Genomic DNA, 12726 nt, shown 5'->3' on the forward strand with positions numbered 1-12726 from the left:
CGTCGATCGGGCCCGGAGACGGGCTTTAGAGCATTTCCACGGCCAGGGCGGTGGCTTCGCCGCCGCCGATGCACAGGCTGGCGATGCCGCGCTTGCCACCGGTCTGCTTGAGGGCGCCGAGCAGGGTGACGATGATGCGGGCACCGGAGGCGCCGATGGGGTGGCCCAGGGCGCAGGCGCCGCCGTGGATGTTCACCTTGGCCGGGTCGAGCTGCAGGTCGCGGATGGCGGCCATGGTGACGACGGCGAAGGCTTCGTTGATTTCCCACAGGTCCACGTCACCGGCAGCCCAGCCAGCCTTGTCGAGGAGCTTCTGCATGGCGCCCACCGGGGCGGTGGGGAAGTTGGCGGGCAGGCCGGCGTGGTTGGTGTGGCCGACGATGCGGGCGATGGGCTTGGCGCCGAGCTTGTCGGCGGTGGAGGCGCGCATCAGCACCAGGGCGGCGGCGCCGTCGGAGATGGAGCTGGAGTTGGCGGCGGTCACGGTGCCGTCCTTCTTGAAGGCCGGCTTGAGGCTGGGGATCTTGTCGATGCTGGCCTTGGGCGGCTGCTCGTCGTCGGCGATGGTCACGTCGCCCTTGCGGCCGGCCACGGTGACGGGGGCGATCTCCCACTGGAAGGCGCCGCCCTTGATGGCGGCCTGGGCGCGGGTGGTGGAGGTGATGGCCCAGGCGTCCTGCTCTTCACGGGTGAAACCGTAGTTGCCGGCACAGTCTTCGGCGAAGGTGCCCATCAGGCGGCCGTTGGTTTCCTTGCCGTAGCGGTCTTCCAGGCCGTCGAAGAACATGTGGTCGAGCACCTGGCCGTGGCCCAGGCGCATGCCGCCGCGGGCCTTGGGCAGCATGTAGGGGGCGTTGGACATGGACTCCATGCCACCGGCAACGGCCACTTCGACGCTGCCGGACACCAGCAGGTCGTGGGCCAGCAGGGTGGCCTTCATGCCGGAGCCACACACCTTGTTGATGGTGGTACAGCCGGCGCTGAGGGCCAGGCCGCCGTTGAGAGCAGCCTGGCGGGCCGGGGCCTGACCGAGGCCGGCGGGCAGCACACAGCCGAAGATCAGTTCCTGCACGGCATCGGCGGGCACACCGGCGCGCTCGATGGCGGCCTTGATGGCGACGCCGCCCAGCTGGGGCGCGGTGAGGCTGGCGAAATCACCCTGGAAGCCCCCCATCGGGGTGCGGGCGGCGGAGACGATGACGATCGGGTCTTGGTTGCTCATGGTGAAACCTTTCTGAATCGGGGTGAGGCGGCGCCGCTACCGGAGGGCGCGCAGCCGTGGGGTCGAATTCATCCGACCAGGGAAGCGTGTGGCCGCCTTACTTGGCCGCCATGCGGATGGCGCCGTCCAGGCGGATCACCTCGCCGTTGAGGTAGCTGTTGCCGAAGATGTGCTCCACCAGCGCGGCGTACTCGGCCGGCTTGCCCATGCGGGAGGGGAAGGGAACCATCTTGCCGAGGGCGTCCTGCACGTCGGCGGGCATGCCCAGCAGCATCGGGGTTTCCATGATGCCCGGGGCGATGGTCATGACGCGGATGCCGGAGCGGCACAGCTCGCGGGCGATCGGCAGGGTCATGGCAACCACGCCGCCCTTGGAGGCCGCGTAGCCGGCCTGGCCGAGCTGGCCGTCAAAGGCCGCCACCGAGGCGGTGCTGACGATCACGCCGCGCTCGCCGCCGGCATCGGCTTCGTTCTTGCTCATGATCTCGGCGGCGAGGCGGATCATGTTGAAGCTGCCCACCAGGTTGATGTTGATGGTGCGGGCGAAGCTCTCCAGCTTGTGGGCGCCGTCGCGGCCGACCACCTTCTCGGCGGGGGCGATGCCCGCACAGTTCACCAGGCCGCGCAGGCTGCCCATCTCGACGGCTGCGGCGAAGGCGCCTTTGGCACTCTCCTCGCCGGTCACGTCGGTGGCGACGAAGCGGGCGTTGGCACCCAGTTCGGCGGCCAGGGCCTCGCCGGCCTCCTTGTTCACATCGGCCAGCACGACCTTGCCACCGCGGGCCACGATCATGCGCGCGGTCGCTGCACCCAGGCCGGAACCGCCACCGGTCACCACGAATACGTTGTTGTTGATCTCCATGTGTTCTCTCCTCTTTTTTCTGGCTGATGGACTATGCGCAGGATGCGCGACGTGGGGCGCAGTCTAGGCACAAGCGCCCTGGCGCTCCATGCCTAAAACGCTCATTGTGGATGGTAGAATTTGCCATACCAAAGGAATGCGAAGACCCGTCGTTTCATGTTGCGGCGCAGCGTCGCAAGGCCCGTCCTCCGTGGCGCCCCACCTCCTTTCCCCCTGTCTGCCCCCGATGAGCGAGCGCACGCCCGACAAGGGCACCATCTCCATCCGTTTTGTCCGCGAGGCCCTGGTCGGGGTACGGGAGCATGGCCTCGATGTGGACGCGCTGCTGCAGCACGCGGGGATCTCGCCGGAGCTCCTCAATGCACCCCAGGCGCGGGTCTCGTCGGCCCACTTCGGTGTGCTCTGGCACCGGGTCGCCCAGGGCATGGACGACGAGTTCTTCGGCATGGACAGCCACCGCATGAAGGCCGGCAGCTTCACCCTGCTGTGCCACAGCGTGATCCACTGCGTGTCCCTGGAGCGGGCCCTGCGCCGGGCCCTGCGCTTCTTCCGCCTGGTGCTGGACGACTTCGAGGGCGTGCTGGTGCGCGACGGCGATACCGCCCGGGTGGTGCTGGCCGAGGGGCACGGCGAACCGCGCCGGGCATTTGCCTACGGCACCTTCCTGATCATGATCCATGGCCTGGCCTGCTGGCTGATCGGCCGGCGCATCCCCCTGGACCACGCCAGCTTCCGCTGCCCCGAGCCGGATTTCAGCCCCGAGTGGCGGGTGCTGTTCTCCCCCGACCTGCGCTTTGGAGAGGCCGACACCCAGATCGCCTTTCCGGCCGAGTTCCTCGACATGGCCAACGTGCAGAACGAGCGCACCATGAAGGTCTTCCTGCGCAGCGCGCCGGCCAACTTTCTGGTCAAGTACCGCAACAGCGATGGCCTGGTGGCACGCATCCGGCGCCAACTGCGGCACATTCCGCCCGACACCTGGCCCGATTTCGAGACCCTGGCCCAGCAGCTGCATTTCTCGGCCTCCACCCTGCGCCGCCACCTGATCGACGAGGGCCAGTCCTACCAGTCCATCAAGGATGACCTGCGCCGTGACCTGGCCATCAGCCAGCTCAGCCATTCCGACAAGTCGGTGCTCGACATCGCCCTCGAACTGGGCTTTGCCGAAGCCAGCGCCTTCCACCGGGCCTTCAAGAAGTGGACCGGGGCCCGGCCGGGGGAATACCGGCGCGCCCTGGCGGGGCAATAGCCCAGGAAAAGGACCACACCCATGGCCGCCGATCTTCCCGAAAGCCCGTCGTCGCGCCGTTTCCGATTTCCGCTCCACGTCCATATCTCGACCCTGTTCTTCCTGCTGGTGCTGCTGGCCGGGGGCAGCATCGCCGCCTTCTCCTACTTCCGCAGCGCCGAGATGCTCGAACGGGCCGCCGGAGATCTGCTCACCCGCATCGCCCGCCAGACCGTGGTCGAGACGGAGAGCCTGCTGCGTCCGGTGGAGGCGAGCGTCAGCCTGCTGGCCCTCAACGCCGTGAGCGAGGCCGGCACCCTCGCCGAACGGCGTGCCGGGCTGGCGGTGCTGCGTGAGGCCCTGCGCGCCACGCCGTCGGTGTCGGCCTATTACGTCGGCTATGCCTCGGGCGATTTCTTCATGCTCATGCGCCTGGCCGACGACGCCGACCGGCGCCTGGTGGGGGCGCCCGCCGGTGCCGCCTACCTGATCCAGAGCATCGCCGGGCCCCAGGGGCAGTTCATCTACCTGGATGCCGACCTCCATGAGCTGCGCGCCGACCCGCGGCCCGATTACCCGGCCACCTACGACCCGCGCCAGCGCAGCTGGTACGTGCAGGCCCAGGGCCGTGCCGAACCGGTGCAGACCGAACCCTACCTGTTCGCCTCGACCCGGCGCCTGGGGGTGACCGTGGCCCGCCGGACGGCCAGCGGCCGGGCCGTGGTGGGCGCCGACATCCGTCTCGCCACCCTCGACGACACCCTGCGGCGCCAGCGCATCACCCCTGGTTCGCAGCTGGTGCTCTTTGACGGGGCCCAGCGGGTGGTGGCCTGTTCCGAGCCGGACTGGCTGTTGCCCGAGGCGGCCGGGGGCGAGATCGAGCGGCCTCGCGTGTCGGGGCTGACCCACGGTGGCGTCGCGGCCCTGGCGCGCCAGGCGCCCCAGGCCGGCATGCGCGCAGATCAGGCCCTGGCCGCCTTCGACGGTGCCGGCCGCAGCTGGCATGGTGCCGTGGCCAGCCTGCCGGTGCGGGGCGGGCAAACCCTCTACCTGGGGGTGGCCATCCCCGATGACGAACTGCTTACCGACGCCCGTAGCATCCGTGACCGGGCCATCCTGGTGACGGTGCTGGTGATCCTGCTGGCGCTGCCCTTCACCTACGGGGCTGCCCGGCTGGTGTCGCGGCCGATCCGCGAGCTGGCCCGCGAGGCGGCGGCGATCCGGCGCTTCGACTTTGCCGATGAGGTGGTGACCCGCTCGGTGGTGCGGGAGGTGGACGATCTGGCCCGGGATCTGGCCTCCATGAAGGGATCGGTGCGGCGCTTCCTCGACATTGCCTCGGTGATGGCCGAGGAGCCCGACTTCGAGCGCCTGCTGCCGCGCCTGGTGGACGAGACGGTGGGCGTGGTGGGCGCCCGCGCCGGCGTGCTCTACCTGGCCCGGGACGACGGCGACGGCCTGGATGCGGTGAGCGTGCGGGATGCCGCCGGGCACAGCCTGCCTCTGGGCGATGCGCCGCCGGGGCCGGCCATGGCCAGCCTGGTGCCCGAGGGCGAGCGCTCCGGCGTGGGATGCTCGGTGGGGGACATCGGCGGCGCGGGGCTGTTCGCCGCCCTGGGCGCCCGCGCCATGGCCTATCTGGCGGTGCCTCTGCTCGACCGCAAGCACGACCGGGTGGGCCTGCTGGTGCTGTGGTTCGACGAGGCCCCCGACCGGGATCTGGTGCATTTTGTCGAGGCCCTGTCGGGGTCGGCCGCCGTGTCGGTGGAAACCCGTGCCCTCATCCGGGCCCAGAAGCAGCTCTTCGAGGCCTTCATCCAGCTCATCGCCGGCGCCATCGACGCCAAGAGCCCCTACACCGGCGGCCATTGTGCCCGGGTGCCGGAGCTCACCAAGATGCTCGCCCGGGCCGCCTGCGACGCCACCGACGGGCCCTACCGCAATTTCAGCCTCGACGACGAAGACTGGGAGGCCGTGCATATCGCCGCCTGGCTGCACGACTGCGGCAAGGTCACCACCCCCGAGTACGTGGTGGACAAGGCAACCAAGCTGGAAACCATCCACGACCGCATCCATGAAATCCGCATGCGCTTCGAGGTGCTCAAGCGCGACGCGGAGATCGCCTGCTGGCAGGCCGTGGCCCGGGGGGGCGACCTGGCCGTGGAGCAGGCGGCGCTGGCCGAAAGCCTGGCCGTCCTCGACGCGGAGTTCGCCTTCGTGGCGGCCTGCAACGCCGGCGGCGAGGCCATGGACCCGGCCGACGTGGCGCGTCTGCAGCGCATCGGTGCCCGTACCTGGCTGCGCACCCTGGATGACCGCCTCGGCGTGTCCACCGAAGCCCTGCGCCGCATGGGCCCCGGCCCGACCCTGCCGGTGCGCGAGGCGCTGATCGGCGACAAGCCCGAGCACCGCATCCCGCGCAGCCTTGAAGATGCCATCCCCGCCGACAACCCCTGGGGCTTCCGCCTCAAGGTGCCGGAGCTGCTCTACAACCGGGGCGAGTTGACCAACCTGTGCATCGATCGGGGCACCCTGACCGAGGAAGACCGCTTCAAGATCAACGAGCACATCGTGCAGACCATCCGGATGCTCTCCGAGCTGCCTTTCCCGCGCCATCTCCGCGCCGTCCCCGAGATCGCCGGCGGGCACCACGAGAAGATGGACGGCAGCGGTTACCCCCGCGGCCTGACCCGCGAGCAGATGAGTCCGATGGCCCGCATGATGGCCATCGCCGACATCTTCGAAGCCCTCACCGCCGTCGATCGCCCTTACAAGAAGGGTAAGCACCTCTCCGAAGCCATCCGCATCATGGCCCGCATGCGCGACGCCGGGCACATCGACCCCGAGCTGTTCGCCCTGTTCCTGCAGTCCGGCGTGTACCGCCGCTACGCCGACCGCTTCATGGCCCGGGCCTGCGTGGATGAGGTGGACGTGGCGGCCATGCTGGCGCCGGCCGCTCCGGGCGCCTGAGCTGTGCTCCCCGCAATCTCATTTTCTACCCGAGCCAATGACGCACAAAGGGCGGCCGCAGCCGCCCTTTGGGTCGGTCCCCGGCTGCCTTAGCCGGCCAGGTTGGCTGCTGCCAGCGCGGTCAGCCATCCCCCGGCCACCACGCCGGCCGGAAAGAGCAGCCGGGTGCGGGTGCGGAAGGGGTAGCTTTCTACCCGGTAGTGGAACTGATGCCCCCCGGCGACGCTTGCCGCCACCGCCAGCACCATCCCCATGGCGTTGATCACCGGGTTGGCCGGGAAGGCCAGGCTGACCAGCATGTTCACCAGCAGGCAGATGGGGAAGTGCACCAGAAACACCGAGTAGGAGATCCGGCTCAGGTGGCTCACTGCCGCAGGCACCGGCAGGGTGTGCAGAAAGCCGTGCTGGCGCGCCAGGCCCAGGAACAGCATGACCCCCGTGGCCACGGCGATGCGGGCCCGGAAATCCACCACCAGCGCGGCCACGGCCAGGGCGGTCAGCAGGGCCAGCCAGCGGCCGGCGCGGGGCTGGCTGCTCGCCCACCAGGCCAGGATGCCCAGGCCGAATGAGCCGAAGAAGTACAGGGCGGTTTCGTCCCAGTAGGCGTCGCGGTTGAAGCCGAACAGGGAGGCCAGGGTCAGCAGGCCGATCAGCAGGGGGGCCACGATGGCCAGTTCCGGCCGCTGGGCGGCGAGGCGTGAGGGCAGCCACAGCAACAGGACGGCGACGGCGAAGAGCTGGAAGTCGATGGCCACATACCAGACCCCGGCGGACAGGGCTTCCTGATCCAGCAGATCGTGGAGCAACAGCACGTGGGACAGCAGCTGTCCGAGATCCGGCGCTGCGGAGATGGAGCGGTGCTCCATCCATACGCTGGCCACCGCCGAACAGGCCACCGCCAGCAGCAGGGCCGCGGAGTAGGGCACCACCAGGCGGGTGTAGCGCTGGAGCAGCACCGGGAGCGGCGCGAGCTTCACCGGCAGCCCGGCCGGGGCAAACTTGGCGGCGAACAGGAAGCCGGAGACCACCAGGAAGACCTGCACGGCCATCCGGGCGTATTCATCGAGCCACTGCACCAGCGTCGGCAGCAGGGGTTTGGCCACGTCACTCATGGGGCCGTAAAAGGCCAGGTGGTGCATGACAATGGCCAGGCAGGCAAAGGCCTTCAGCGCATCGACGGCGGGCATTCTTGTTGTTTGTCTGGGCATGGACGGCAAGGTGGAACCGGGCATCAAAAAGCACCGGGGCAGACCATGGGCCTGCCCCGGTGGTGACAGTGTGCAGTGCACAACGGTTCAGGTCCAATGAAAGATGACCGGATGTCTCGGAAATTCCGCGGAGGAGGAGAGTTTTCGCTGATTTGGGCCACGCTGTGCGAGTCTCGAGCCAGATCGAGGGGACCGAAGCTGGCAGGCGGGTTGGCGGGATCTTACGTCGAACTGTCAGGCTGCCAACTTTCGCGGGGTCAGAAACAGCGGTCAATAAGCCGGTGCCTGCCACACAAGGTGCAGTCACCTCTGTTCATCAGCGGAGGAACCCCCGGGATCAACCGTGCGCGCATCAGCAGCTCGACTTTGCTTGAAACACCGAATTTCCCATAGGCCCGCTTGAGGATCATTCGTACCGAGTCGGGTTTAATTCCCAATTTTGCAGCAGCTTTGGGTACGTCATTGTCGTCAAGCAGCACGTGGATCAACTTGGCCTCGGTATCTGTCAGCGACAGCGCTTGCTTCAATCGCAGTTCGCTCGGCACCGGCTGTTCTGTCGGAAAACTGATGCTCTGGAACCCGGAGGCATAGCCTGCCTTGTGGCTTGGCTGAATGATCAAGGGTACATGGCCTCGCCCGCGACCCTTGATGCAAATGATCATCGGATCGCCGGTGCAGGCTTGAATCGCCGTTTCAATTGCCTTACGCGAGCGAAAGTCGGACGTCCAGAGCTGCTCGTTCCGGGTGGTGACGATGTTCCCGTTCTTGAGCATGTGGCAACCCGCCCTGTTGGCAAAGATGATCTGTGCCGTCCGCGTGCAGATCAACACCGGTGTCGGCGACTCGTCAGACCAGTTGCTTTGTTGTGAGCTGACCGAAAGGGCATCCGCCAGATATCTGAGAGTCGATGCCGCGGCGCACGCGGAAAGTTGGCGCTTCAAGTCGGCGTCGGCTGCCCCGACCTGAGGCAATCGGGGAGGGGTGTCACTCCAGTACAGAATCAAGAACGTGTGGATTTCATATTCGCGGCAAAGAAGTGTCGCGAATATGTGCCTCCTGGCGCGGAAATGGGCGTGGTCCGCCAATGGCCCTTGGGCGGAGACGAAAGGTGGATCAGTCCGTAGGTCGGCCCGCATGAAGCATTGATCGGGGGCCGAGAGAACCCATTCGAATGTAGGGTCAATGAACTGGCCGGAAACCACGTAATCGCGTTGATGAGCGGGCTCGACTCCCGCCGTTGCCAGATGGATGAGTCTGCCCGCATTTCCATTTCTGGCCAGGAGCCAGGCTTCGTGGGCACCCGTATGGTGCAGCAGCTCCGACAGTACGGCTTCCCAGCGGCCATGGGTGGCTGCTTCCAGAGCGGCTTCAGAGATCGGGCAAGGCTTATGTGACTCGGTTGGGGCGGTCATCCGGACCTCGCTGCAAGGGTATCTGCCTCGTATGTACCTACTTGGGTACAGCGAGAGAGCGTGCTACATCTGTAGATTGTCATCGTCTGTACGCATCCGTCGTTTATCTATGGGGCATCCAGTTACCCTTTGTCAAGCGTTACGGGCTGGCCGGGGTTTCGGGCTCGTTACTGCGCCGCAAGCCACGAGTTGTGACAATTTTCGGTGCGTCGTTAGGCTGCCAGGAGATGACAAATGCTGCCCGCACACATTCAAGGCGCACTCGACGAGTGCATGTCAGGCGCTGCACGATTCGCGTTTCCCGAGACGGGCAACGCATTCGCGGACATGGTTGCCGCCGAGACTGAGGATATACAGCGACGCTTCGTGACCTGTCTGGTGATCTTGCCGGACCATGATGAGTCCATGTCGCTTGAGTGCTTTCCCGACACTGTCATTGGCTTCCTGAAGAGCGAGTCAGCAAGCGGCGGGCGGATGGTGCTCTGGGAGAGTGGGTACAGCGATCTGAGCCGCAAGTTCGAGAAGCTGCGCGAGCATCGCAACGCCAGCCAGAAGCTGGCAGGACACTCCGGCAGCGAAGCCGGGTGGGAATGGAAGGCCATCCACGACTCCCCTTGGGGAGTTCCCCAACTTCGACTTGTTGTTGCCCGCTATTCGCCTGAGCACCTCTTCGATCCGATGATTCTGGAGTTGCTGAGGTCCAGCATTGATCTGATTTTTTTCCTTGAGCTATCGCGGAAGCATGAAGCGACGTTCGCTCCTGAGTTGCATGGATTGTCCCTCGCCACGCTGGTGGTGGCACGTGAGCGTGATCAAGGCGGGTTCTTGTCAGCTTTTCAGGCGGCCCCTGAAAAACTGATAGTGCTCGATCGCGATGGAGAGGCTGCCCTGATCGAAGCCTTTAAGCGTGCCGGCCAGGAGCTTGGTGAGACCTTGCAGCAGTGCCGGGCGCTGAGTTTGCTCGTTTGCATTAAGAAAGAACTTGGTATCGAGCAGGATCGACTTGCCGCCATCATCGGGATCAGGGAAAAGGCAGGGAAAGCAGGCAAGGCACTTAACTTGCGTGGTGACGACGACTGGCTCAGGCGTAAGCAGCAGGCGAAGGAAAGAACCGAATTTCTTCTCGCACAAATCGAATCCAGGCTTGTATTGGACGATCTCGGCGTCAAGGCCGAGCAACTGGTTTCCGGAATTGAAGTGGACAGCCTGGAGGTTAGAGAAATCATCTCCCCGGCGGCCATGAACACCATCGGTGGCCGAAGCCGGATCCGGGTGCTCTTCAATCGTGATTATCAGATATCGATAACACGCGAGTGTATTGACTCCATTGCCAGGAAGATCTCAAAGGTATGTAGCAAGCAGATCGAGAGGGACGCCGTGATTGTTTCCAAGGAGCTCGGCATGATCGAAGAAGAGGTCAGGGCCATCGTCTCCGGCATCGTCGAAAATGATGATGCACTTCGCAGGATCGAGCTGCCTCGACTTGAGAAGAACACGTATGCCAATTATGGAAATGATCTTGATCTGGCCTTTTATGTGGAGGAGAAATCCGTAAGAAAAGGATTGTTCGGGCATTTTCTTGAGGGGCAAGGTGTTGCAATGCGTTTGTTCAGCGTTGCTGGGATGCTGTTCATGGGTGGCGCCGCATTGAATGGCGTCTTCCTGTGGGTCGGGGGCATGTTTTCCCCCGACGCTGGTGTATCCGCTGCAGAGTTGCTAAAGCCAAGCAGAGGGGTAATGCAACCATTTCTGAGCCTTGTTGTAATCATAGCCATCTTGATCTTCGCTTTCAGGATAAGGAACAGCAAATATGTTGAGGCTGACCAAAAGGCGCAGATCCTCGGCAAGCTTGTTGAGCGCCTGGCAGGGAAAGCCAATGAGCTGCTGAAGCAAGTTACCAAGACGCGTGAGCAGATCCACAAGCAGCACTTGAGGCGTGTCAAGGATGCCCTCGATAGGTACTGGACTTACATCGATGATGTAGTCAGGGCTCAGCAGCAGGAGCTCGCCAATGAGCAGAATGTCCTGGCGCAGTCAAATGCGGCGGTGCTGGCCAATTTCAAGGACAAACAGGTACGGGTGCAGGCCCTTGTTCAGCAGGTTGCCCAATGCGCCAATGGCCTTCAGAAAGCACCGGATACCCTTCGGTCACAGCTCAGGATCATCTTGGCAGCCATTCACGCGTCTTCGTCACAAGCGGCTCTCGAGAGTCAGTCCGACCCCGCATCTCCATTGCAAAAGCCACCCGGCTCAGGGCCCGACACGGCAAGCACGCTCGCGGACAGTGCGAGGGCTGCGCCACCGCAGCCCATTGCGGAGGTCATCCCGCGGCGGAGCAGCGTTTCCTTCCAGCGTCCACAACGGTGAGGAGTCAACAATGAGCCACCTTGCCATCATTATCTCGGGCCATACTCACCTGGCGGCATTCACCGATCCATCGGGTGCGCCTGTAAGTGTCCTTGATCCCGACTCGCGGCGCGAGACAAGACCAAACGACTTGGCCTTTGACGCCCAAGGATACTGGGGTGGCTTTGCCGCCGTGAAAGCGTCCCTCGCCGGCATTGCGTCTTCCGCCTACGCCTTTAGCGCAGACGACTTGAGGGGGTTCGGTGATGCGGTGATTTCTTCGCAAGAAGGAAATCTGTCAGCCGAGGGAGCATTGGCGCTGCTGTTGCGCAAAGCCGTCGCCGATGCACGCCCCTTGGGCGGTGCCATCAAGGCCGTCAGTGTGGCGATGTTCTGCCCGCTTCCGTTGGAGAGCAGGGCGCGACTGTCCTCCTTTCTATCCGACGTTCTGGATATCCCCGTGGTGCTGAAAGAACCCACCTGGGCCTTGGAGTGCTATTTGAGAGCCAGTCAGCATGCCAACGCCGGGCGCTCGCAACTTGCGGTCGTGATCCTGAGGGACGCGGTGATGGTGGGGAAGGTGCACTCCGCTGACTTGAAAGTCATCACTTTGAATGGGGTCAAAAGTCTGGCGTTGATCGACAGCGCCCTGTCCATGAACGCGCTTGGCGGTCTGTCCGCGAGCGCTTGGTCTCGCTACCGCCTGTGGGCTGATTTCGTTGCATGGTACGAGCAGCAGAGGTGCACTCCGGTGGGCGCGCGGGAGCTGTTTCTTCCCTATCTCGTTGATCGACGCTTGCCGCCTGGCGCCATCAGTTTCCGGAAGGCTGAGAGTGTGGCGGAAACATTGTTCGGACCGCTTTCAGCGGCGGTAGCCGGGGCTGCCGACGCCATCCCTCCTGGGACGGACCTGCACATCATCGGCGACGATGCTCTACGAATGGGCATCAGGGAGCGATTGAACTCAGTGATTCAACAGCGGAGTCTCCGGGTGCCCCCCTCGCGCGCCGACCGCCTGGTGATGGCGCTTGCCCAGCATGGGGTCGATCTGGACGCCCCACGTTGCTCCACGGCGAGATTCGGGCTTCTGGTCCGTGACCGGCCCAATGCGGAGAAGCGGATGCGGGCCTTGTTGGAGAGTGGTGTGTCTTTGCCGGCAGTGGGGCAATCCAGGCTTGAGGTCGGCGCCAATGGTCAAAGGCGCTTCAAGTGCGATATTGCGATCGAGCGTGATGGTTCTCCCCCGGAATTGTTGAAGCAACTGTTCTTTGAGCAAAAGGGCGTGAGCCAGGACATACGCGGGATCGATGTTCGTTTTCAGGTTGATGCCTTGCAGAACGTCAGGGTCGACGCAGTCGATAGTCAGTCGAGGGAGCCCCTTTCCTTTGTGGAAAGCCGCATTCCCTCGCAGGAGGGTCAGTTTGTCATGGGGCCGGAGTTGATCGCCCGGATTCCATTGGCAGGAGTTTGAACCGGCG

General features: G+C 64.7%; 8 protein-coding genes. 4 read left to right on the plus strand and 4 right to left on the minus strand.

Going from position 1 to position 12726, the window contains the following annotated elements; translation table 11 throughout:
- Window positions 1–25: 25 nt before the first annotated feature.
- Both L6Q67_RS12680 and L6Q67_RS12685 read right to left on the minus strand, forming a co-directional pair.
- Window positions 26–1222 (minus strand): acetyl-CoA C-acyltransferase, encoded by a 1197-nt coding sequence (locus L6Q67_RS12680; RefSeq protein ID WP_296569843.1) that lies wholly within the window; start codon window positions 1220–1222, stop codon window positions 26–28.
- 97 nt (window positions 1223–1319) lie between these two features.
- Complete coding sequence (locus L6Q67_RS12685) at window positions 1320–2084, minus strand: 3-hydroxyacyl-CoA dehydrogenase (protein ID WP_296569845.1); 765 nt, start codon at window positions 2082–2084, stop codon at window positions 1320–1322.
- Window positions 2085–2310: 226 nt separating this feature from the next.
- Here L6Q67_RS12685 and L6Q67_RS12690 point away from each other — a divergent pair, with 226 nt between their 5' ends.
- Both L6Q67_RS12690 and L6Q67_RS12695 read left to right on the plus strand, forming a co-directional pair.
- Window positions 2311–3333: an AraC family transcriptional regulator gene (locus L6Q67_RS12690; protein ID WP_296569846.1), complete on the plus strand. Its 1023-nt coding sequence runs from the start codon at window positions 2311–2313 to the stop codon at window positions 3331–3333.
- 21 nt (window positions 3334–3354) lie between these two features.
- Window positions 3355–6282: an HD domain-containing phosphohydrolase gene (locus tag L6Q67_RS12695; RefSeq protein WP_296569848.1), complete on the plus strand. Its 2928-nt coding sequence runs from the start codon at window positions 3355–3357 to the stop codon at window positions 6280–6282.
- An 89-nt stretch (window positions 6283–6371) separates the two neighbouring features.
- On the opposite strand, the gene L6Q67_RS12700 is transcribed toward L6Q67_RS12695, so the two are convergent.
- The gene (locus tag L6Q67_RS12700) at window positions 6372–7469 is read right to left on the minus strand and encodes an acyltransferase family protein (protein WP_296569850.1); all 1098 of its coding nucleotides are present in this window, start codon (window positions 7467–7469) and stop codon (window positions 6372–6374) included.
- A gap of 278 nt (window positions 7470–7747) precedes the next feature.
- A complete protein-coding gene (locus L6Q67_RS12705; protein WP_296569852.1) occupies window positions 7748–8902 on the minus strand; it encodes a LuxR C-terminal-related transcriptional regulator in 1155 nt (384 codons plus the stop codon).
- Between the two features lie 234 nt (window positions 8903–9136).
- Between L6Q67_RS12705 and L6Q67_RS12710 the strand changes: the two genes are divergently transcribed.
- Window positions 9137–11269 (plus strand): hypothetical protein, encoded by a 2133-nt coding sequence (locus L6Q67_RS12710; protein WP_296569854.1) that lies wholly within the window; start codon window positions 9137–9139, stop codon window positions 11267–11269.
- A gap of 10 nt (window positions 11270–11279) precedes the next feature.
- Complete coding sequence (locus L6Q67_RS12715) at window positions 11280–12719, plus strand: hypothetical protein (protein ID WP_296569855.1); 1440 nt, start codon at window positions 11280–11282, stop codon at window positions 12717–12719.
- The last annotated feature ends 7 nt before the right edge of the window (window positions 12720–12726 follow it).

This window comes from Zoogloea sp., assembly GCF_023150065.1.
GTDB lineage: Bacteria > Pseudomonadota > Gammaproteobacteria > Burkholderiales > Rhodocyclaceae > Zoogloea.